Annotated in this window: 20 protein-coding genes; 8 read left to right on the top strand and 12 right to left on the bottom strand. The window is 32.8% G+C overall.

Annotated features, from left to right (window positions below):
• Window positions 1-35 precede the first annotated feature (35 nt).
• On the bottom strand, window positions 36-467 hold the full coding sequence (locus ED556_RS00100) for a hypothetical protein (protein WP_296318462.1): 432 nt from the start codon (window positions 465-467) through the stop codon (window positions 36-38).
• A 146-nt stretch (window positions 468-613) separates the two neighbouring features.
• Window positions 614-2,095, bottom strand: coding sequence for a hypothetical protein (locus ED556_RS00095; RefSeq protein WP_296318461.1), 1,482 nt, complete (start codon window positions 2,093-2,095; stop codon window positions 614-616).
• Between the two features lie 151 nt (window positions 2,096-2,246).
• Here ED556_RS00095 and yiaA point away from each other — a divergent pair, with 151 nt between their 5' ends.
• Both yiaA and ED556_RS00085 read left to right on the top strand, forming a co-directional pair.
• Window positions 2,247-2,729, top strand: a complete 483-nt coding sequence (yiaA, locus tag ED556_RS00090) for an inner membrane protein YiaA (protein ID WP_296318460.1) — start codon at window positions 2,247-2,249, stop codon at window positions 2,727-2,729.
• A gap of 79 nt (window positions 2,730-2,808) precedes the next feature.
• Window positions 2,809-3,501, top strand: coding sequence for a CPBP family intramembrane glutamic endopeptidase (locus tag ED556_RS00085; RefSeq protein WP_296318459.1), 693 nt, complete (start codon window positions 2,809-2,811; stop codon window positions 3,499-3,501).
• Here ED556_RS00085 and ED556_RS00080 read toward each other — a convergent pair.
• Together ED556_RS00080 and ED556_RS00075 are read right to left on the bottom strand one after the other, a co-directional pair.
• Complete coding sequence (locus tag ED556_RS00080; protein WP_296318457.1) at window positions 3,498-4,712, bottom strand: hypothetical protein; 1,215 nt, start codon at window positions 4,710-4,712, stop codon at window positions 3,498-3,500. The two genes, ED556_RS00085 and ED556_RS00080, sit on opposite strands and share 4 nt — an antisense overlap.
• Window positions 4,713-4,799: 87 nt before the next feature.
• Entirely contained in the window at window positions 4,800-7,289 is a 2,490-nt protein-coding gene (locus tag ED556_RS00075; RefSeq protein ID WP_296318455.1) for a zinc-dependent metalloprotease, read from the bottom strand.
• 143 nt (window positions 7,290-7,432) lie between these two features.
• On the opposite strand from ED556_RS00075, the gene ED556_RS00070 reads away from it, so the two are divergent.
• On the top strand, window positions 7,433-7,915 hold the full coding sequence (locus ED556_RS00070) for a hypothetical protein (protein WP_296318453.1): 483 nt from the start codon (window positions 7,433-7,435) through the stop codon (window positions 7,913-7,915).
• Between the two features lie 74 nt (window positions 7,916-7,989).
• Here ED556_RS00070 and lysS read toward each other — a convergent pair whose 3' ends face one another.
• The 4 genes from lysS to ED556_RS00050 form a co-directional block, all read right to left on the bottom strand.
• Complete coding sequence (gene lysS, locus ED556_RS00065; protein WP_296318452.1) at window positions 7,990-9,681, bottom strand: lysine--tRNA ligase; 1,692 nt, start codon at window positions 9,679-9,681, stop codon at window positions 7,990-7,992.
• A 58-nt stretch (window positions 9,682-9,739) separates the two neighbouring features.
• Window positions 9,740-10,627, bottom strand: coding sequence for a hypothetical protein (locus tag ED556_RS00060; protein WP_296318450.1), 888 nt, complete (start codon window positions 10,625-10,627; stop codon window positions 9,740-9,742).
• A gap of 91 nt (window positions 10,628-10,718) precedes the next feature.
• Window positions 10,719-11,129 carry a DUF1573 domain-containing protein gene (locus ED556_RS00055; protein ID WP_296318448.1) on the bottom strand — a complete coding sequence of 137 codons (411 nt, stop codon included), beginning with the start codon at window positions 11,127-11,129 and terminating at the stop codon, window positions 10,719-10,721.
• A 108-nt stretch (window positions 11,130-11,237) separates the two neighbouring features.
• Entirely contained in the window at window positions 11,238-12,296 is a 1,059-nt protein-coding gene (locus ED556_RS00050) for a LuxR C-terminal-related transcriptional regulator (RefSeq protein WP_296318446.1), read from the bottom strand.
• Window positions 12,297-12,401: 105 nt separating this feature from the next.
• Here ED556_RS00050 and ED556_RS00045 point away from each other — a divergent pair, with 105 nt between their 5' ends.
• Genes ED556_RS00045 through lipB form a run of 3 tightly spaced genes read left to right on the top strand, consistent with a single transcriptional unit; the run spans window position 12,402 to window position 14,097 of the window.
• Window positions 12,402-12,560, top strand: coding sequence for a YqaE/Pmp3 family membrane protein (locus ED556_RS00045; protein ID WP_296318445.1), 159 nt, complete (start codon window positions 12,402-12,404; stop codon window positions 12,558-12,560).
• A gap of 42 nt (window positions 12,561-12,602) precedes the next feature.
• Window positions 12,603-13,403 (top strand): hypothetical protein, encoded by an 801-nt coding sequence (locus tag ED556_RS00040; protein WP_296318443.1) that lies wholly within the window; start codon window positions 12,603-12,605, stop codon window positions 13,401-13,403.
• Window positions 13,396-14,097, top strand: a complete 702-nt coding sequence (gene lipB, locus ED556_RS00035; protein WP_296318441.1) for a lipoyl(octanoyl) transferase LipB — start codon at window positions 13,396-13,398, stop codon at window positions 14,095-14,097. Before ED556_RS00040 ends, lipB begins: the two co-directional genes overlap by 8 nt.
• On the opposite strand, the gene ED556_RS00030 is transcribed toward lipB, so the two are convergent.
• The 4 genes from ED556_RS00030 to ED556_RS00015 are packed head-to-tail and all read right to left on the bottom strand — an operon-like array spanning window position 14,094 to window position 18,799.
• Window positions 14,094-14,828: a M50 family metallopeptidase gene (locus ED556_RS00030; protein ID WP_296318439.1), complete on the bottom strand. Its 735-nt coding sequence runs from the start codon at window positions 14,826-14,828 to the stop codon at window positions 14,094-14,096. The two genes, lipB and ED556_RS00030, sit on opposite strands and share 4 nt — an antisense overlap.
• Window positions 14,829-14,843: 15 nt before the next feature.
• On the bottom strand, window positions 14,844-15,776 hold the full coding sequence (locus tag ED556_RS00025; protein WP_296318437.1) for an ion channel: 933 nt from the start codon (window positions 15,774-15,776) through the stop codon (window positions 14,844-14,846).
• A 43-nt stretch (window positions 15,777-15,819) separates the two neighbouring features.
• The gene (locus tag ED556_RS00020) at window positions 15,820-18,162 is read right to left on the bottom strand and encodes a hypothetical protein (RefSeq protein ID WP_296318435.1); all 2,343 of its coding nucleotides are present in this window, start codon (window positions 18,160-18,162) and stop codon (window positions 15,820-15,822) included.
• A 34-nt stretch (window positions 18,163-18,196) separates the two neighbouring features.
• Window positions 18,197-18,799, bottom strand: coding sequence for a ribonuclease HII (locus tag ED556_RS00015; RefSeq protein ID WP_296318434.1), 603 nt, complete (start codon window positions 18,797-18,799; stop codon window positions 18,197-18,199).
• Window positions 18,800-19,003: 204 nt separating this feature from the next.
• On the opposite strand from ED556_RS00015, the gene ED556_RS00010 reads away from it, so the two are divergent.
• Window positions 19,004-22,042 (top strand): SusC/RagA family TonB-linked outer membrane protein, encoded by a 3,039-nt coding sequence (locus ED556_RS00010; protein ID WP_296318432.1) that lies wholly within the window; start codon window positions 19,004-19,006, stop codon window positions 22,040-22,042.
• A gap of 12 nt (window positions 22,043-22,054) precedes the next feature.
• Window positions 22,055-22,235, top strand: a 181-nt coding sequence (locus ED556_RS00005) for a hypothetical protein (RefSeq protein ID WP_296318430.1), incomplete at its 3' end; no start/stop codon positions are given.

Here is a 22,235-nt window from a genome sequence, read left to right as displayed (position 1 = left end):
AAGAGCGCTAAGAGCGCTCTTTTTCTTTATAAGAATTACCTTCTTTTTCTGCGTTGTTTTCTTCGCTTCATTTTTCGATCCATCATCTCTGAGTATTTAGCATATTGCTCCGCGTTTAGAATGCCTTTCATTTTTTCTTTTAACGCAATTTGGGCATCAAGTCTTTCAACTTGCATATTATGGCGTTCAGCTTCAGTCAATTCCTTTCCTTTACTCTTTTTAGCATCCATTTTATTTTTACCTTCAGTATATGCAGCTGATAATAGCTCTTGAACTTTGGATTGTTGATCCTTGGTCAAGTCTAATTTTAGAGTAAGATGTTTTGTTGCTACTTCGGCACGCTGTTCAGGTGATTTAGGGTTTTTTGTTAACCGTTCCATTAACGTTTTTTTCTTCTCTTCACTTTTTTCTTGTGCAAAACCTCCAAGCGTATATAAACTCAAGGCTAAAATCAATAATTTTTTCATGTTCTAAATTTTTATAGTTTTTTAATTGATGGGAATGGTTTTAAATTTAAAATCATTCACGCTTATCTAAATTCTCTTGTAAGACTTGATAAAGTATAAAGCGTTTAAAAATACTACTTTTTTTAACATAAGTTTTGGAATTAACATTATTTAAGCAGGCGCAATGTAGTTTGGTAAAGTGGTGTGTTTTCTTGTTTGCTTTTTAACCATGCATAGATGCTGGTAACAAAAATGTCATTGTTTCTGTTATTGAGTTGTTTCATTATTTTAAGCTTTCCAAGTTCTGCCTTATTATCGATATTTAAATACACCATTTCAGCAATTTTTAAAAAATCTAAAACTTGCATTTTATTGTTGTCGGCGAGATATTTCTTATATCGTTTTTTGAAACTTCGCAATCTAGAATAGAATAAATTTTCTTCTTTAAGTTCAATATATAGTAGTAATTCTGCTATATTTTTCTTCAAAATCCAATCTATACCTGCTTTTTCAATGTACCATTGATCTGTGTGGTAAAACTTAGCTAATATAGATTTAGCCTTTTTATAATTTTCTTGCTGAAAATAAAACATAAGTAAGCTTAGGTGTAAATCAAGTATGGCTTCAATATCGTTATGCTTTTTGTTGATGATTAATTCAACAAGGGATATGGCTTTATCGGGACTATTATTATAATTAAGGTTTAGTGCTTTTACTAAGGTGTGCTTTAAAACAAAATCATTATAATGCACCTCTTTTTTAGAACGCATAAGTTGCTCCATCTCATCAATATAGTTTAATGATGCGCTAAATTTTCTGTTTCTAAACAATGTATTAGCAATTATATATACAATATGGATTTGATAAAATAATTGTTTGTCTGTTTCTTTTTTGCGCTTTACTATATCATAGCTCTTTAATACAAACGGCTCAATTTCGTAATATTTAGTGGTTACAAAAGCCGAAATATTACTTACGGCTAAAATTTGGTATAGAGATTTAAAGGATAAAGATTCATCTAGTTTTAAGTTAATATCGTTAAGGCTTTTATTTAATACGGTTTCAAAATCTAAGTCTTGTGCTTTGTAGTTAATTGTATTCAAAGCCAGTTTTAATTTTGAATACAATATGTTTAACTGATCTTCAAGTTGATGTCTTTTTTGATTTTCGATTTGTTTCTTAATCAACAAGTTTAAATCTATTGTGGGATAATCTGGTGCGTACTGAATTTTAGTATGGTAAATCTCATTAAGTATTGGAAATAATGAATGTTCATCTGCTAAGTGTTCTGCTCTATCTAGGAGTTTATAAGCTAGCTCATAATTTTTTTGAAGTAAAAAGGTGCGTGATGCCAAGAGATACTTAATTATTTTCATGTCAACAGAATTCTCATCTGCTAAATTTTTGTTAGCAGTGTAATCTATTAAAGCGTCAACTAAGCGTTTACGTAAGGCGTGATATGCATTTTTGTTATCGCCACTGTAAAGTTTATTGCAAATAACTTCAGAATTAGTTTCGCCTTGTGCTAATAACGCAAACAACTGAATGTTTTTAGTGTCTTTTCTTTTGTTTTTCTGCTTTAAGTAACTAATAAACTTTTGCTGCTCGTTGATATTAAAACTGTTTATTATGGAATTAATATTTAACATTTAATCATAAGTTTTTATATGTTAAATATAAGTATAAATGGAGTATTTAATTTTTATGTTTAAAAAATATCGTAAGGTTTGTTTCAATTTAAGTTTTTATAGATATCGTTTAAAGCACATTTTTGTGGTGTAATCATTAAAACACTATGTTATGAATTATCAAACAACAGTATCTCTAAAAGAAGAGAATACTAAAACAAAAAAGAAAGAGAAAAAAATTTATGATCAAAAACCTACTCCTGCATTTATTGGTGCATCTTGGGCTGCGGTATTTATTGGTGTGGTATCTTATTGCATTGGGTTATGGAATGCCTATATGGAACTCAATGAGAAGGGATATTATTTTACAATATTACTCTTTGGACTCTTCTCTGTAATATCTGTTCAAAAGGCTGTAAGAGATAAACTCGAGGATATTCAGGTAACGAACATGTATCATAGTATTAGCTGGTTTACAACAATAATTTCAATTTTATTATTGGTTATAGGCCTATGGCATGCCGACATAGAATTAAGCGAAAAAGGATTTTACGCTATGTCATTTACACTAAGTCTTTTTGGAGCTATAGCTGTTCAGAAAAACACTAGAGATGTTGCATACATTGACAATAGAGCACAATCTAAAGACAATTAAAATTAGTTTTAATGATTGGTTTGCATGTAACCTAAAACCTCAGAGTCATTCATGATTCTGGGGTTTTAAACCAAAAGTTATGAGACAGAGATTAACAAAATATCTAAGTGATTTTTCAGATTTAAAATTGATAAGACCAATTTCTAATAGGGTAAGACTAATAGAAATAATTGGCGTAGTACTAACTGGTGTTGGTAAGTTCATTTTTATGGATTATTTAAATTGGCGATTACCATTTGTAATCGTAGCAATTTTGACCTGGTCTAGTTATGTTATGTATCGCTATAAGAAAGATAAAAATGTATTAAAAGATTGGGGTTTTAGGTTAGATAACACTCATAAGGTTTTAAAGTTGATGTTACCTTTTGTCCTAGTTGCAATAATTGCTTTTTTAGTAGTTGGGTATTTGCGAGGTACTATTAATGTAACGTGGCACATTATTCCTTTATTAATCACATATCCTTTATGGGGATGCATTCAGCAATTCTTAACAATTGGGTTACTTGCTGGTAATTTAAAAGAACTTAAAGGCGTAGAAATCAATACTTTTTTGATTATTCTGTTAACAGCAATATTCTTTTCTAGTGTTCATTATCCTAATCCATGGTTAATGTTAGGGACTTTTATTTTAGCATTGTTTTATGGCTATGTCTATTTAAAATCTAAAAATATTTATATGCTAGGATTGTTCCATGGTTGGCTAGGTGCCTTATTCTATTATACTGTTGTAGGGCAAGATCCTTTTGCAGATGTTTTCTTGAAGTATTTTTAGTTGCCTACAGGAATCTTAAAGTTTATTCCTGTTTGAATATCTGGAGCGTTATTTACTGAGAAGTCTTGTTTAACATATAGCGATAGCTTATAACGTTCTCGACCATATGTATAGATAAGAGACCAATTAGATAACGGAACATACAAGCGCGAAACTCCATTGTGCCAACCTGCGTTGATATCTCTAAAATTACCAAGAAGTCTATAATATTCAGTTTCGACTTTTTTATTATATCGCGATTGGATTTGATAATTAAGGCCAAAGGCATTGTAATTCCCTTTTTGGGTGTATTTTGTAAATTCGACATCGGCCTCAAAGGTTGCTAAAAATGGATTATTACCTAGGTCTATAACCTCGTCAAAGTCAATTACATTTTTTCTTAAAACACTCGCACCTGCCGCAACATCTAACTCATTGTTGTTTTTAAATTTAAACTGTTTTAGAGCGTTTATAGAGACACCGATATCTACGGATGGATTAAACTTAGAAAGGTTTATGCCAAGGTGGCTTCCAAAATTAAAATAGAGATTCCTAGTCTCGTTAAAACCAAAAGTTGGGTAATAGTGATGGTTAAGCTCTAATCCACCAATGAAGAAATCATTTTTATCAAGTTTCAGGACATTTCCATTTCGATCTTCGTATCTAAAATCAACTTGATTTAAACCATAAAAACGTCTACCAAATGGGTCTTCGCCACCAGCAATATTGCTGTGAAACCATTCAATCGTTTTATCACTTGTAAAAAACGAAAACGGGTAACTTCCGTCAGTTATTAAATAAGACCTTAAGTTAATTCCCAATTCGTGCTTTTTTGCAATCGGAAACGTGAGGTCAACTCTAAATTCTTTTATTACAGCATCGATAACAATATTGTAATATTCTGCTGGTGTGGTCTCTTGATCTATAAACTCAAACTGCCTCTGAAACCAAATAAGCTGACTAAGTTCTTCCCTAACATCGGGATCACTTGGTAAATGCGTTTCAACAAAAGGTTGAAAATTATTACCGCTTGCATAATTTAATGATAGTAGCGTTTGTCGATTAGGTTCTCTTTTAAAATTTTGCTGAATCCTTGAGCTAAAAATCCCGAAATGATGTGTGGTCTGCATGTTTGGATTATCGATTCCATTCTTAAAAACAATGCTGTCATTGGACTGTGCAAAGTTTATAAATGGAATTGCGAAAAAAAGAATTAGCAGGTGTTTTTGCATGACGCAAAAATACTATTTGAAATAAGACTACAAAAAAAGGTTTCAAATACTATTTGAAACCTTTTTAAAATCAGTTAGTATATATAGTTACTTAGGGTCTAAAATATCATTTACACGTTCTAAAGCGTCAGAAATATGTATTCTGCTCATGGTATCACCACCACGAGCATTTCTTAACTGCGAACGTAAAGATTTTAATTCAGCTCTTACAATTGCTCTGATATCTGATTGGCTAACATTTACATTTGTACCTCTAACGAATCGTCTAAATGCAGCTGGAACTTGTGGTTGTTCATTCTTCATAATGAATTCCATACGCTCTATATAAGCACGTTGCAAGTTACGTCTGTAAATATCTATTTTTCTTCCTGTACGTAGTTCGCTAAATAGTCCACTTCGTATGTCTTTCATCATATCATATAAACCATAAGCATCCGAACCGTTTATGGACTCATTTTCTAAAAGGCGTTGCATTCGTCCAAAATCCATCATATTGTTCAATGTTCTAGTCTGGATACCTCTAACTCGTTCTATATGACCTGCACTTTCAATTTTATTAAATATGTTATTATCTAACATCCAATCTGGAGTTGTAAATAACTGGTCTTGTAAAAACTGCATTGCTTTTTTCTGATGATCGGTTGCAACATGAGTGTATACAGCACCATCTTGATCATAGGTTTTGTAGTACTCATAGACACCACCAATATTTGATGATACGTGCCCCATGTAACGGTTAAATTGGCTTAATACCTGACCATACATTGTACCTAGGTCATCATAATTTTTACCATCTTCAGCTGTCCACTTGATAAGGTTTGGAACAATACGCTTCAAGTTTTTAATACCATAGTCACTAGCTAATACGGCATCGTCTCCTAAGTCTTCAGTTTGAGAACTTGGGTCGATAACACCAAATTGCTGTCTTCCAAAACGGTACATTGGATCATCAGCTTTTTCTAGAATCCATTTGTCTAATGTTTTCTTTTCATCTTCGGCTGTTTTAGCATCAAGAATTGGTCTATAGCCCCAATTAATAGAATGCTTATCATAAGGTCCTATATTTGGCATTAAAGCAACACCTTCATCTCCAGGCTGTGCTACATAGTTAAATCGCGCATAATCCATAATTGATGGCGCAGTACCATATTTTTGAGTAAATGACGCATCACGTAATTTTTCTACAGGATATGCAACACTACTACCCATGTTATGTGGTAATCCTAAAGTATGACCAACCTCATGAGCAGATACAAATCTTATAAGTCGTCCCATAACCTCGTCTTTAAAAGCTACGCCTTGAGCATCAGGATTTATAGCTGCTGTTTGCACAAAGAACCAGTTACGTAATAAAGTCATTACATTATGATACCAGTTAATATCACTTTCTAAAATCTCTCCAGAACGTGGGTCACTTACATGAGGTCCATTTGCATTTGGTATTGGTGAAGCCAAATATCTTACAACAGAATAACGCACATCTTCAGGTGACCATTCTGGGTCTTCTTCGACAGTTGGTGGATCTTTTGCGATGATAGCATTTTTAAAGCCCGCAGCTTCAAAAGCAACTTGCCAATCTTCGATTCCTTGTTTGATGTACTTTCGCCATTGCTCAGGTGTTGCTCTATCAATATAGTATACAATAGGTTTTTTAGGTTCTACTAATTCACCACGTTTAAATTTTTCAATATCTTCATCCTTAACCTCTAAACGCCATCTGTCAAGGTAACGTACAGTTTTACTTTCTTGAGCATCTAATCCATAATCTGTTTGACCTCTTGCAAACCATCCTACGCGTTGGTCAAAATAACGACGCTTCATAGGTACTTTAGGTAATAAAATCATTGAGTTATTGATCTCTAAAGAAATTGTTCCTGTGCTTGAATTTGAAGGCGGACGACCAGCAGCGTAAGTTTTTACGTGTCGTGCTTCAATATTTTCTGGGTAACTTTTTAATGATTCTATAAATGATTTTTCACTATCCAGTCTTGTAATTCTATATTGCTGTCTTCTTCCTTGAGGGAATCCTAATGCTTTTACATCCTTAGAAAACATTGGTGTAACGTCAATTACCGTTTTGGTAGAATCTTTACTAAATGCCTTAATTGGGAACGTGTACAGTACTGGCTCAAAATTAGAATTCACTACCGCTTCGTGTACCGGTAAAGAATCCGCAGCAACAACTTGGTGAGATACAACTCTTAATAGTACTTTTTTATCTTTCTTTTGCCAGCGTAATACTTGCGTATTTTGTTTTCCACCACCAAATCCAATACCGTTTGCAGTTTTTGCAATACGAGTTACCATTAGCATTTCTCTTTCAAAAAGAGTGTCTGGAATTTCGTAATAGAATTTTTCATCTATTTTGTGTACGTCGAATAATCCTTTGTCGGTTTTTGCTTTTTTGGTAATAACCTTGCTATAAGGTTTAATATCGTTTTTACCAGGTTTTTTGGCTGGTGGTTTTGCGGCCGCAGCAGTTGCTTTTTTTGATTTACTTGCCTTTTTAGCCGTATCGCAAGAGAACGCCAAAAGTGCACATGCGATGAAGAGAATTTTAATCTTAAAATATTTCACGGTTAGTTGGTTTTATTAATTCCGGTGAAATTACATAATCAAATCACTTACTATCATGTTAATTAGTATTTTTTTAACTTGTTTGGTATGATTTGTAAGCTTTCCTAATATCCCTTCGACTGAAGCTTGAAATTATTTTAATTATGAAATATCTAAATATATGTATTCTGTTTGGGGTTTTGTTTGGAGCTACACTAAACGCTCAAGAATTAAATATTGTAGTTCCAGGTACTGCTAAACAAATTCCTGATGGATGGCACAAGTTCAGATTTCAAGGCGCAAAATTTGATGTTGGAGTAAAAGAAGAACGTTTAACTGAAGGTAATGTGATTTGGTTTGACGATTCGCGATATTCTGGTACGTTTAGCGGTTACAACATTTCTGGAAAAGGAACTTATATATGGCCAAACAAAGAACGCTACGAAGGTAGTTTTAGAAATAATATGCGTCATGGAAAAGGTACAATGTACTATTTAGACGGTACACGTCATTATGGTAAATGGAAGAACAATAAAAAGAATGGTAAAGGCCAGCTGTATGATAAAGATGGTAATTTACTTAAAGATGGCGTTTGGGAAAACGACATTTTTGTAAAAGCTGCAAAACCTAAGAAAAAGAAAAGATAAGTTGAGTTTAATATTGAAAAAAGGCGAAAAAGAATTATTCTTTTTCGCCTTTTTTATTGCAATATTTTTAGTATTTAAATGAGTTCAACAAAAAGACCATCGTCAGTTTTTTCGACCTTGGTAACTCCTAATTTACCTAAACCTTTAATGCCTTTATCCCAAGCTTTATTACTTAAGCCAGATTTAGATTTTAGCTCATTTAAATCCATACGATTTTCAGACTTTAAAACCTCGAAGATGGCTTTCTCATTATCGCTCATCTCAATGGCTTTTTTCTCTGGTTTCATTTGCGGGAAGAATAACACTTCTTGAATACTCTGATTATTGGTTAAGAACATAATTAATCTATCCATACCAATACCCATACCTGAGGTTGGAGGCATACCGTATTCTAGAGCTCTTAGGAAATCGAAATCTATAAACTCAGTAGCTTCATCATCACCTTTTTGAGCTAATTTAAGCTGATGTTCAAAACGTTCTCTTTGATCAATTGGGTCGTTAAGCTCGGAGTATGCATTTGCAATTTCTTTACCGCAAACCATTAATTCAAAACGCTCGGTTAATTCAGGATTATCACGATGCTCCTTGCACAATGGGCTCATTTCTTTTGGATAATCAGTTATAAAGGTTGGTTGGATGTAATTACCCTCACATTTTTCTCCAAATATTTCATCAATAAGCTTGCCTTTACCCATGGTTTCATCAACTTCAATATTCATGTCTTTGCAAGCTTGGCGTATCTCATCTTCAGATTTATCATTAATATCAAAACCTGTAAATTCTAATATTGAATCACGCATTGTGATACGCTTGTATGGTGCTTTAAAATCTACGTTGTATTCGCCAAATGTTGCTTCAGTTGTACCATTAACAGCAATTGCGCAATGTTCTAGAAGCTTCTCACAAAAATCCATCATCCAATTGTAGTCTTTGTAAGCGACATAGATTTCCATAGCAGTAAACTCAGGATTATGCGTCCTATCCATACCTTCGTTTCGGAAGTTTTTAGAAAACTCATACACGCCTTCAAAACCACCAACAATAAGACGTTTTAGATAGAGTTCATTAGCAATTCTCATGTACAATGGAATATCTAAACTATTGTGATGCGTAATAAATGGTCGTGCTGCTGCACCACCAGGAATTGGCTGTAATATTGGTGTTTCAACTTCAAAATAACCTGCGTCATTAAAAAACTGCCGCATAGCATTAAATAGTTTTGTACGCTTAACAAAAACATCTTTGACATGCGGATTTACCGCTAAATCTGCGTAACGTTGTCGGTACCGCTGTTCTGGATCGGTAAACGCATCGAATACATTGCCATCAGCATCTACTCGAGGCATTGGTAATGGTTTCAGAGCTTTACTTAACAATGTAAAGTTCTTTACCATAACAGTTTTTTCGCCAACTTGTGTTGTAAATAGTTCGCCTTCGATACCAATAAAATCACCTATGTCAAGGAGTTTTTTGTAGACATCGTTGTATAAGGATTTGTCATCTCCAGTACAGATTTCATCTCTGTTAAAATACACTTGAATACGACCTTCACTATCTTGAAGTTCTGCAAAAGATGCTTTACCTTGAATTCGTCTAGACATTAAACGGCCAGCTATAACTACCTGTTTACCTTCAGAAAAATTTTCTTTTATGTCCTTAGATAAATGGTCTGCAGGATATAAATCTGCTGGGTAAGGATTAATACCCAGAGCTCTTAATTTTTCTAGTTTTTCGCGTCTTACTAATTCTTGTTCTGAAAGCTGCATTTTTCTTATTTTAAAAATGCAAAATTACACTATTTCAAAAAATTAGCGAAAGCCTTGTTTACTTAGTTTTAATTGCTTCAAGATTTTTTTTGATATCTGTATTATCGGGTAATTTTGTTAGCGCATTTTCTAACGTTTTAATTGCCTCATCTTTATTGCCAATAGTATTCAATGCCTTTGAAAGTGAAATGTGTGCTTTTGGGTTATCTGGAAAAAACTTTGTGTTAAGCTTTAATACTGCAATTGCTTTTTCGTTTTCTTCTGAACCGAGAAGAACTCTTGCATACGTGTTTAATTCGTACATGCTTAATACTTTTTCTTTATATGTGTTAATAAGCTTATCAGTTTTCTTTTTTAAGCCTTTAATTCCTTTTTTATCAAGAATAGTATTCACCGTAGTAACTATGGCATAGTTTGATTCATAGTTATTATTCGTAATAATAGTTTGAATATCCTTTTCAAAACTCTCGACAGGATGTTCAACAATACGGTTATGTTCTTTACCTTTTTTACTTAAAATAAGGGTAGGTACACGATGAATGTTAAGTCCTTCTTCCTCGTGCTGAGGGCTTTTTTTATAAAGTGGTTTTGTGCGTCCTACTGCAACTGTCGTTAGTTGTTCCATAGGAAAATTAGCCGCTTCTAATATTTTGTATATTTTAGGAACTTCACGCTTACTATCACCACACCATGTACCCATAAATAATATGATATTGTATTCACTTAAAAGATCAGATATTTCATTAATTGTAGTGCTATCTGGATTATAATTTTGATAGTTTTTTGTAAACCATTGGTAGTTTCCATTTTCCAATCCAGACTTGTCTATCTTTCCTAAAAGGTAAGGGGATTTTGTGTTTTCTGTGATTTCATTATTAAGGGTTTGCGCACTCATAAACAAGCATGTTAAAAATGCTATTGTGCTATACAACATCTTTGTTTTCATAATAATTGTTTTAAATATTGATTGATTTATTTGAGCGTAATCTGGTGATTTTGATTACGCTCAAAAGAGCAGTAAGAATCGTTTAAGGATATTAAGGTGTAACAATTTTTCCTTTTATTTTCAGAATTTTATTACCGCCTTCGGCATTAGAAATAACAGTTACTGTTTTGGTGAAATTGCCGAGTCTTTTAGTATCATACTTAATTTGAATTTCACCTGATTCACCAGGTAGAATAGGTGCTTTTGAATAATTTGGGACCGTGCATCCACAGCTTGTTTTTACCTGAGTTATTACTAATGGAGCATTACCTTCATTTGTAAACGTAAAAAGACGCATACCATCAGAGTTTTGCTTTATAATACCGTAGTCAATTACTGTAGTTGTAAATTTTATTACGGCGATCTTACTGCTGTGAGTTTCGAATTCTAATTCTGCTGGTGCACTACTAAAAAAACCAATAGATAATGTAAGAAGAAAAAGAAATTTAACCGTTCGTTTCATGATAAATAATTTTGTAATTAATAATGAAACAAACATCACTATTATAGCTATTAGTTAAGTGCAAATAAGGTTTGAAAATGGTACTAGTACCTAGGTTGAATTTTTTAACTAACTAAAAAACAGAGACTTAGTTTCGTCTCTGGAATTTACCTCTAGCTTTTTGAAAATGTTATTTGTATGCGTTTTTATGGTGCTAACGCTTAAAAAGAGTGTCTCGGCAATCTCTTTGTTGCTTTTGTTTTGTAAGATTAAATCTAAAACGACAAGTTCTTGTTTGGATAACCGTTCTTTCAATTTTTTGGTTGATGACTGCTTGGCTTTTCGCTTTTGAAATATAAAAAACACATTAAGTAAAAGTGAAGCTATTAGCAATAAATAAATAAGCCATTGCCATTTAAAAGTTGCTTCATTTTCCGCTGATGATTCAAGCATAAACTTATCGGCTGCTAATTCATTATCATATTGATTTGTATACAATGAAACGGGATATTTTTCAGTTAATCTCGTTTTGAGATTATCGTAATAATCATTTTGTCTTAAGTCTTTAATGTAATAGCTATGAAAATCACTGGCCCTATCAGACAGGTAAGCATAAATATATAATTCGGCAAGTGGTTCGTTTAAAGATTTGCCATAATCTTGTAGTGTTTTAAACCATTTTTTATTATTGAGTTTCCTGTTTGCTTCGCTTCTAAATTCGCCATAGGCAAAACGCATATCGGCCTTTAAAGAATCTATTTTTACAAAGGCGTTAGACTTTGGATTGGTAGAAATTATATTGCAAAACACTTCATTTTCAAAAGAAAAAGGCAGTTCTATATTATCATTATTATTTGCAATAAATATTAAGGTTTTACTATCGGTACAATGCCCATTAAAATGATTAACTTCTTGCTTATCTTCTGAGCACTTATCTACATGAATGCGGTATATTTTGTTCTTTTCATCGAGTATGTTTCCGTTAAACTCAAAGAAGCCATTTTCGTCAGCCGTAGTTTTTGCAATAATCTGCTCTGCATATACGCCAGATAGTTTTCTATAATCTTCAACAAGGGACAAATAGACGGTACTATTCCATTCATCTGAATCTATATATCCGGAGAATGAATATTGCCCATAACTAAAGAGGCTCAAAAGCAAAAGAACGATGGCGTACATTAATCTCATAAAACGAAACTAATCAATTTTTCAGAATTAAAACTTATTTAAATCATCTGTAACAATTCTTTAAGCTGTACGTCACATAGTTACATCAAATCAAAACATAAAATTATGAGTTTTTGGAGAGTACTTCTCGCTATTATTTTTCCGCCACTATCAGTTATAGGTAAGGGTTGCGGTTCTATTTTTATCGTCTTTTTACTTTGGCTATGCGGTTGGGTTCCAGGTGTAATTGCAGCATTAGTAATTTTAAACAATCCTGAGCGATAAATTCGTATCTTTGCTTTCCAATTTTAAATCAATAATTATATCATGAAGAAATTGTTAGGCGTCCTTGTGTTATTAGGCTTTTTGTCGAGTTGTAATGTTACTGAAACTATTGTGTTTACTGAAGATGGCTCAGGAGATTTTTTAGTGACTTACGATATGACGCAGATGATGTCGCAAATGAAGGAATTGGGTATGAATACAGATTCTTCTGAGAAAAAAGAAGGCAAAGAGGTTATGGATACAACTATGGTTTTTGCTGAAATTATGGAGAATCATAAGGATAGTATTGCTGCTTTACCTGAAGAGCAACGTCTAGCCATAGAATATGTTAAGGATATGTATATGACCATGCATGTTGATGAAGAAAAAGCAAAAATGAATATGGGTATTGGAATGAAATTTAACTCTATAAATGATTTAAAGGATATCCAAAAGAAAATAAAAAAGGCACAAAGTTTAGGTGATGAAAACAAGCAAATTGATGCTATGCGAGATGGTTCTCCTATGGGTAAGTTTATGGGAGATAATGACGGAAATGTAGCTTATAACTACACGACAAGTGGTTTTACGCGTTCAACTGCAATGCCAGATTTATCTGAGGAAGAATACAATGAAATGAACGCACTTTTTAATAATACCAGTGAAAGTGATAAGGAGTTTATGGACTATTTTAAAGCCTCGTATTACACTGTAAAATTGGTCTTTCCTAAGCGCATTAAATCGACTACAATAGAAGATGCTCAAATTTCTGATGATGGTAAGACTTTAACTTACAAAACGTCTTGGCTTGATTATATAAAGAATCCGAAAACACTCGACGTAGATGTAAAATTCTATGAATAAGATTGTAAAATTAGAAGACTTAGGTACCAAAGATTTTAAGGCTACTTGGGATTATCAGGAGCAGCTTTTCAAAGCTATTTTAGATACTAAAATAAAGAATAGACGAGAAGATGCCGGTTTGGAAACTAACAACCATTTTCTATTTGTTGAGCATCCACATGTGTATACTTTGGGTAAAAGTGGCGACTTATCTAATTTGTTACTTTCAGAAGAACAACTGGCAGAAAAAGGAGCGTCATTTTACAAAATAAATAGAGGTGGAGATATTACATATCATGGTCCTGGACAAATTGTTGGATATCCAATTCTAGACCTTGATAATTTTTTTACTGATATCCATAAATACCTACGATTCTTAGAAGAAGTCATTATTCTTACACTTGAAGAATATGGACTTAAAACTGATCGTAGTCCCGGTGAGACTGGTGTTTGGCTTGATGTTGGTACGCCATTTGCTCGGAAAATTTGTGCCATGGGTGTACGTGCAAGTCGTTGGGTTACTATGCATGGTTTTGCGCTTAATGTAAATGCTGATTTAGGCTATTTTGATAATATTATCCCTTGCGGCATTAGAGGTAAAGCTGTGACATCACTTAATGTTGAATTAGGTTTAGAAAAAGTAGATGACCAAGATGTTAAGTCAAAACTTTTAAAGCATTTCGCTAAGCTTTTTGAGGCTGAAATGACAAATTAATGAGCAGGACGTTTTTTGCTTCTAATGTATAAGCTGTATAGCAACAAGGTAAAACTCAGAATAAGAATAACAGTTGCCCAGAAATTATAAGTTAAACCGATACGCTCTGCCATAGCTCCAGTATCTGATAGTTTTTCAACACCATTACTTATAAAGCTTTTTGTATATAAATAATCAATTTGTTTGTAGGTGTCTATAATGGCTATTACACCTAAAAACTGTACTACTAATTGTTGTAATGTTTCGTTTCCTTTTATTGCAACATAAAGAAGTATGCTCCCTAAAGATATTATAACAACAATTCCAACGGTAGTCCTAACCCATATAATAACAGATATTAGCATTACTATTGAAAGCAAGTACAGCATTATTTTTGAACGCTTTTCTGTTTTACTCATGATTATTAAAATAGACCCAATAATAGGTGGCCCAAACAGTCCTGAAGCAGATACTAAACCTAAAGCAATATTTTTATTGAAGTAAAAATCAGAATCGAAATAACTACTGTGAGCAAGACCAGATCCATTGGAGAATATTTCTAGTTTATTAAAACTACCTCCAACCACCATGGACATAATTCCATGCCCCATTTCGTGAAACCAAGTTCCCAGAATGGTAAAGGGATATAAAATGTAGTAACCATAATATGTTCTCCATACAAGAACTAATATCACTGAAGCTAAAATAAAGGCAAAAATTGATTTATAATCGATTTGATAATCCTTGGCCATACTTAATATTTTGCTCTAATTCAATTCGGCTTTTTCAGTATCATCAATTTTGCTAACATCTACAATTAGTCTACCATTATTTCGACTTACAGCATAAATAAATTTTTCACCCCAAAATAGCTCGTCAGCTTTGTAAGAACTTCTAGAATATACAGGTAAAGAAGAAGACTCATCAAAAGCCTTGAGCATTACAATAAATTCGGCATCCTTTTCTAATAAATCTTGCTGAGATAATTGATGTATTGGACTTTCTTCATTTATTGGATGAACTATAGTCCACATCGCCGGAAAAAACATCACTTTTTTTCGTTCTAATTTAAGACTGTAAAAGTTCCTTAATTCAGAATTATCGCGCTTAACAGAAAGACTAACATCTATTTCAACTTCAAGCAATTGGTTCTCTTTAGGATTAACGATTCTAAACATAAAACCATTAATATCATGATAAGGTGCAATCACAGCCTTATTACTGTATTTAATCGTTGTATTTGGTTTAGAAAATCGCCCGTAAAGTAAACCAGTAGCCAATGCAAAAAACAGCAATCCTAATAAGGACTCAATAGCTGCCACGATATTAGCTGGTAAGCCCAAGGGAGCCACACGTCCATACCCCAAAGTTGTAATCGTTTGTGCACTGAAAAAGAAAGCTTCCATAAACTGTTCAAAAGGATTCATTCCTTGAGTGCCAGTTAAATTTTCAACTCCAATCAAGCTATAAATAGAGGCAAAAATTAGATTAACTATAAAATAACCCAGAATAATAAATCCGAAGAAATGTGACCATTTCATAGTTACTAATGTGTGGAAAAAATTTTGACGCTCAATAAAAGGAATATTAGCCTTCGTAATATTGAATGTTCCATCCTTATTCAGAGCACGATATCCATTGGACGAAGATTTTTCACCTAAGCCAAAGTCATTATATTTTTCTGAGTTTTGTTTTGCCATTACTCGTTATTGAGCATTAATTATTTGATGTTAAATTATAAAACTAATTTAGATTATAAACCAATATGGTTTTACTATCGGTTTGAGTAATGAGTTTTAATTTCTTTTTATTATCTAAATCAACCAACTCTGCGCTAGCTACTCCAAAGACAGGAAAATTTTTAATTGGCTTGCTTTGACTATCGTAAAGGAATACTTTTTTAGATTGCAGATCTGTAACTGAGACATATATTTTGTCATTCAGATAAAATAGATTTGGGTCAGTGTAATTACCAAAATCTAAATCGATAATATTACTTTTAATTTTAAGCCTATTTTCATCTAGCGCAACAAGAGTTTTACTTGTCGTGTTTAATTTAGAATCACCTTCTAATCCAATATTTTTATTAGAGATTCTGCCTCGAGTATCTACTTGCACGAGTGCTCCATTTTTGTTGAGCGTTGTGAAGGTGTTTTTGTATTTAAAGATAGAGTTATTAGAAAATGAGATATCTCCTTGAACTTTAATACGTTCTTGACCTTGACGATTAAGGATTTCAAGTTTCTCTCCATGAGAAAACACAATGTAATCTTTTGATGCAATTCTAAAATGCTTCGGCTGACTACTAATTGTGTTTTGTGCGTTACTATACCTAAAGCCATTAACGCGTTTTGCTTTGGCATCGTACATTAATAGTGATCTGCCTTGGGTAACGAGCAATCGGTAATTCTTTCTGTTGTCGTAATCAAAAACGGACAACGGCTGAGTAATGGCGTCATTAAATTTTAAAGGAAATGGTCCTACGTCTTTTCCATTTCTATCAATTACATATACACGATTTGGTGTTGCAAAAGCCAGTTGAAGTCTTTTGTTTTTATAAATATCTATTTGTTCTATTTTTCCTAGGATAGCTCCATTTAGCTGTTTTTTCCAAAGAATTTTTCCGCTATTAGATATAAGATAGACCACATTATTAATGTCTTGAACCATAATTTCTTTAGTGCCATTACGATGATTCGTTACTGTTTGCGGTGAAGACAAAATGTCTGACGGTATTTGTACTGAAAAGTCTTCAGTAATAGTATTTGTATTTTGTCTTTTTTTATACTTTGAAAATACACCATTAATGTGTGCAAAGTCTGAGTCGTATACATATTGTACTGCATTAGCATTGTAACCATGACTATCTCCGGATAAAAAATCCTCAAGACCCTTTTTATTTTTATACACTAGGTAAGAAGATTCGTTTGAAAGCTGATTGCTAATAGCATTAAACTTATCAAAGTTTGATAATACTTGATTGTTAAGTTTGTTAGTAATTATGTTTTGTAATGTTTCAATGTCGTTAGAAAACACTACAAATGTTTCATAACTAAAAAAGAATGAGACGTTATCTACTGATATAAAAGGAGAAAAAATATGTTTAAATGTATTTTGTTGATCATATTTAAAAATGGGAATACCCTTAAAAGTTTCTTCAATTGTTTGAGACTCTAAAGACTCTTTTAGAAGATTTCCATCTAATGCTCCTATAACTATTGCATCACTAATGTTAGTTTCGATTAATGCAGCTTCGTTTGAAAACTCTATAAATTCAGAAATACTATCTGTTGAAATTTCATTTAATTCTTTTAAATTATTTAATAGGGCACCAAAATCATTATATCCAATTCTAGTCACTGAGGTAACATCATTAGGAATTATTTCAGCTAATTTAAATTGTTGCGGTCTAGTATTTTTAAAAGTATTAATAAAGTAAAGACTATCGTTGCTCACAGAAATACCATTAAATATAATGTCATCTTTATCCATTGCTACATCCAATATATGATATGAAGATGAACTTCTGGCATTCAACTTATTCAATAAAACAGGTGTTTCATCAGTGGTATTATATATAATTGATGCTACAGCTTTGTTATTTGAGGTGCTAATTACATTTTGTAATTGTAGGTTTTCATTTTTTTCGATGCCCTTAATCAATTTAAGATCAGTAGAAGTCATAAAGACACTATCAATGACTTTATGATATATTGTGCCATGAGCATTTGAAGTGATTACGATATCAGATGTATAAGAGGTATTAATTGGTGTAGAAGGAGCGTCAGATTTTAAAAGTTCGTCATGATATTTGGTAAATAGATAATAACTAGAATCGGTATTAACTATATATAAAGGATACTTTGGTTCTATATGCTCGTATATATTAAGAATCGCATCTGTTGTATTGTCATTAAAAGGAGTGTTTAAGTTAGAAAGTGTTTTAAACTCCGATAATGAATTAATCTTTAGTACAGTTTCGAAAGATTGAGGAATAAAATCAGAAACTTCAGTCTTTTTACTGTAGCGTTTAGAGCACGTGCAAAAGAATAAAACAAAAACTAAATAAAGAAAGGGATTTTTCATCAGCTATGAATCTTCTACAAAGATAGATTAAGACCTATAAATCTAATTTGTATTGTTCAGGAATTAAACGAAAGGATTTACGATGGTATTTTGTAATGCCATATTTTTTAATGGCCTCTCTATGTTCTTTTGTTGGATAGCCTTTATTTTGTTTCCAATTGTACATTGGATACTCTTCATGAATGGTATCCATATATAGGTCTCTATATGTTTTTGCAAGGACAGACGCCGCTGCAATACTTAAGAATTTACTATCGCCTTTAATGATTGTTTTGAAAGGCGTCTTATTATAAGGTTTAAATTTGTTACCATCAACAATAATAAATTTGGGTTGCGGTTGCAATTGTTTTATAGAATTGTGCATTGCTTTTATTGAAGCGTTTAAAATATTTATGTCATCGATTTCTTCTTGAAATATATGTGCTACACCATATGATAGAGCATTGGACTCAATAACTGGTTTAAGTAAGAAGCGCTTTTTTTCTGATAATTGTTTGGAATCATTCAAAATTTTATTCTCAAAATTATCCTTTAAAATTACCGCTGCAGCAGTAACCGGACCAGCCAGACAACCACGACCAGCTTCGTCTGTGCCACACTCTATTTTCTCTTTTGAGTACCTAATTGTTAAATCCATAAATTTTCAAATTGAAAAATACGTCCAATTATTAAAAAAACAATATCAGAGGTGTTGATTTTTTTATTCCTCAAAGTATTAAATCAGATATTGCCGCATTATTAAATTTTATGCGACTTCCTTTAACATTTTTTTATGGCTTTCCCTTGGATTTTTAATATTTTATTATGATGTTTGCGGAAGACTAACTCAAATAATTGTTTTATGAAATTAAAGTTAACATGGTTATTAACGCTATTTATGGCGTTTGTAATGCAGCTTTCTTTTGGACAAGAGAAAGACATTACGGGTACAGTTACTGCAGCTTCTGATGGTTTACCATTGCCTGGAGTTAATGTAATTGTTAAAGGTACCGCGAGAGGTACGCAAACAGACTTTGATGGAAAATATTCTATCAAGGCAAATCAGGGAGATATTTTAGTCTTCTCGTTCGTTAGTATGAAAACGACCGAACAAACAGTAGGTTCTAGTAATGTTATAGATTTGGCAATGGCTGATGATGTTGCCTCTCTTGATGAGGTTGTCGTTACTGGATACAAAACCACTGCAAAGGCAAAATCTAACGTTGCTTCTGTTAGAGTCTCTAGCGAAACGATAGAGAACAGACCTAATGCAAGTTTTGTTCAAACACTTTCTGGTCAAGTTCCAGGTTTGAATATTACAACAAGTACAGGTCAACCTGGTGGTAACTCATTAGTTCAATTACGTGGTGTAGGTTCTATTAATGGTAATACGGAACCTTTATTCATTATTGATGGTACTCCAGTTGATGAAGATAACTTCCGTTCGTTAAACCCTCAAGACATTCAATCTATTGATGTACTTAAGGATGCAGGTGCTACTGCAATTTATGGTAATAGAGGTGCGAATGGTGTAATTGTAATTAAGACGAGACAAGGTAATTTTAATCAAGGACTTAAAGTAAACTATAATGGTTTTGTATCATATAGTACTCTACAAGATGCTGATTACAACCCAATGTCTTCACAAGAATTATTAAGATTAGAAAGAGAACTAGGAAATGGTGCTGGTGCTGGTAACTCAACTGGTGCTTTTAACCCTGGAAATGGTTCTCCATTAACAGATGCTCAAATTGCAGCAGCGCCGAATTTTAGCTGGACAGATTTTTTCTTCCGTACTGCTGTAACACAAAACCATACGGTATCATTATCTAGTGGTGGTGAAAATGCATCGCAATTTACATCTTTTGGTTTCTCAAATACAGAAGGTATTCTAGTTGATTCTGACTTACAGAGATTTAATATCAGATCTAATGTATCTGGAAAATCTAAAAATGGTAAGTTTACATATGGGTCTAACTTAACAGTTAACTATTCTAAAAATAATGAGCCAAGTAGTATTGGATCAGGAGCAATTAACAGAAACTTTGTATTAGGTGCATACATTTCTGTACCTTATGTTACTGCTGATGATTATGTTGATGGGGCAGCTTTATTAGCACCATTATCTTTTACAAATACGCCTTTATTCCTTTTAGATAGATTATTAACTTTTACGAGAGTAGAAGAGGAAGTAAAATTAGTAGGTAGTGCCAATTTTAATTATCAATTAACAGATTGGTTGTCTGCTAATGTAGTTATGGGTGGTGATTACCAAAACGAAATTTTAACTCAGGCTCAAGATCCACTATCATTTAATGCTTTGTTATTTGGAGCAAACAACCAACGTGTATTCCAACAAACTACTCGTGTGTTTACTTATAACCAAGTAACATCGTTAAATGCAAATAAAACATTTGGTAAGCATAATTTTGATTTAGGGCTTTACACTGAGTATTTTAAAGCACACTTAAGAGACTTTGGATTTAGACAATTAGGTCTAGACCCTAGAACATTCTTCCCTGGTGATGGTGCTGGTTTTATACCTGATAACGCTGCAGATGATTCATTTATTGATACTGCAAATGCAACAATTAGAAACGCTGGTTTATTCTCATATTTTGGGTCTTTAAATTATGACTATGATGAAAAGTATGGTTTAGGAGCTACAGTTCGTAGAGATGCATCATATAGATTTGCTCAGTCTAACCGTTGGGCGACATTCTGGTCTGTTTCTGGTCGTTGGAATATTTCTAATGAACCATTTATGGATGGATCTGACATTAACAACTTAAAGTTAAGAGCTTCTTATGGTACTGCTGGTAACCAAGACATCGTTGGAGGTGGACCATTCTCTGCTCCAGATCGTACATTAGATTTCTTTGCAACTGGTGCAGGTTATGGTAATGTGAATTCAATCTTATTTTCTCAAATTGGTGATAGAAGTTTACAGTGGGAAACAATTGCACAAGCAAATATTGGTATTGATTTCGGAGTTTGGAATAACAGGTTAAGAGGTTCTATTGATGTATATGAAAGACAAACATTAGACTTATATAACAATATTCCTTTATCAGCAGTTACAGGATTTACATCACTTCCTGCTAATACTGAAATTGAATTATTCAACAGAGGTGTTGACTTTGAAGTTAATTATGATATTTTTAGAGCTAAATCAGAAGGTGACTTTGCAATGACATTAGGAGTAGTTGGTAACTATAACGAGAATGAAATTACAAACTTATCTGGTAATGGCGAATTAATTGGTGTAGGTAGAAATGGAGGTCCATTAGGTGAATACTTTACATTACGTTATGTAGGTGTTAACCCAGCAAATGGTAATCTATTATACTTAGATTCTAATAATAATGTTACTGAAAATCCAAATGCAGATACAGACCGTGAGTGGATTGGTAAGAATATTATTCCTGATTGGAATGGTAGTATTAACTTAAATATCGATTATAAAGGATTTTTCCTAACTACACAATGGAACTATGTACTAGGTGTTGATCGTTTCGATAATGATTATGCTGATTTAATAGATATTTCAGGCTTAAGCCAGTTTAATTTATCGACAGATGTATTAAGAAGATGGCAACAACCTGGAGATATTACTGATATTCCTAGCTTTACAGCATCTAACTTATTTACTTTTGGTAATTCTGATAGATTCTTAAGAGACGCTTCTTATTTAAGATTACGTTTTGCTAGTTTTGGATATAACTTCCCACAAAGTGCGTTAGAGAACACTGGAATATCTAGTGCAAGAGTTTTCTTAAATGGAGAAAACTTATTTACCTTCACAGAATGGAGAGGATTTGATGCAGAAGCGAGAAGTAATGGTTCTAGAATATACCCAACTCCGAGAACAATTTCATTTGGAGTAGAATTAGGATTATAAAAAAAAATTGATATGAAGAATATATTTAAAATAACACTAGTTGCAGCCTTGACATTTTTAATGGGTTGTAACGATGCGATAGAAATCGCTCAACCAGGAAGGCTTGCTGCAGCGAATGCTTTTACAAATCTTGAAGATTTACAGTTAGGTGTTCTAGGTTTATACGCGAGTTTAGATTCAACACCAGAGATAG

The sequence above is a fragment of the Winogradskyella sp. genome (assembly GCF_003712105.1).
In the GTDB taxonomy this organism is placed as follows: domain Bacteria; phylum Bacteroidota; class Bacteroidia; order Flavobacteriales; family Flavobacteriaceae; genus Winogradskyella.
This window is presented reverse-complemented; position numbering and strand designations above follow the sequence as displayed.

Coding starts and splice junctions, on each gene's coding strand:
- ED556_RS00100 (WP_296318462.1), bottom strand. CDS start 467: ATGAAAAAATTATTGATTTTAGCCTTGAGTTTATATACGCTTGGAGGT.
- ED556_RS00095 (WP_296318461.1), bottom strand. CDS start 2,095: ATGTTAAATATTAATTCCATAATAAACAGTTTTAATATCAACGAGCAG.
- yiaA (WP_296318460.1), top strand. CDS start 2,247: ATGAATTATCAAACAACAGTATCTCTAAAAGAAGAGAATACTAAAACA.
- ED556_RS00085 (WP_296318459.1), top strand. CDS start 2,809: ATGAGACAGAGATTAACAAAATATCTAAGTGATTTTTCAGATTTAAAA.
- ED556_RS00080 (WP_296318457.1), bottom strand. CDS start 4,712: ATGCAAAAACACCTGCTAATTCTTTTTTTCGCAATTCCATTTATAAAC.
- ED556_RS00070 (WP_296318453.1), top strand. CDS start 7,433: ATGAAATATCTAAATATATGTATTCTGTTTGGGGTTTTGTTTGGAGCT.
- lysS (WP_296318452.1), bottom strand. CDS start 9,681: ATGCAGCTTTCAGAACAAGAATTAGTAAGACGCGAAAAACTAGAAAAA.
- ED556_RS00060 (WP_296318450.1), bottom strand. CDS start 10,627: ATGAAAACAAAGATGTTGTATAGCACAATAGCATTTTTAACATGCTTG.
- ED556_RS00055 (WP_296318448.1), bottom strand. CDS start 11,129: ATGAAACGAACGGTTAAATTTCTTTTTCTTCTTACATTATCTATTGGT.
- ED556_RS00050 (WP_296318446.1), bottom strand. CDS start 12,296: ATGAGATTAATGTACGCCATCGTTCTTTTGCTTTTGAGCCTCTTTAGT.
- ED556_RS00045 (WP_296318445.1), top strand. CDS start 12,402: ATGAGTTTTTGGAGAGTACTTCTCGCTATTATTTTTCCGCCACTATCA.
- ED556_RS00040 (WP_296318443.1), top strand. CDS start 12,603: ATGAAGAAATTGTTAGGCGTCCTTGTGTTATTAGGCTTTTTGTCGAGT.
- lipB (WP_296318441.1), top strand. CDS start 13,396: ATGAATAAGATTGTAAAATTAGAAGACTTAGGTACCAAAGATTTTAAG.
- ED556_RS00030 (WP_296318439.1), bottom strand. CDS start 14,828: ATGGCCAAGGATTATCAAATCGATTATAAATCAATTTTTGCCTTTATT.
- ED556_RS00025 (WP_296318437.1), bottom strand. CDS start 15,776: ATGGCAAAACAAAACTCAGAAAAATATAATGACTTTGGCTTAGGTGAA.
- ED556_RS00020 (WP_296318435.1), bottom strand. CDS start 18,162: ATGAAAAATCCCTTTCTTTATTTAGTTTTTGTTTTATTCTTTTGCACG.
- ED556_RS00015 (WP_296318434.1), bottom strand. CDS start 18,799: ATGGATTTAACAATTAGGTACTCAAAAGAGAAAATAGAGTGTGGCACA.
- ED556_RS00010 (WP_296318432.1), top strand. CDS start 19,004: ATGAAATTAAAGTTAACATGGTTATTAACGCTATTTATGGCGTTTGTA.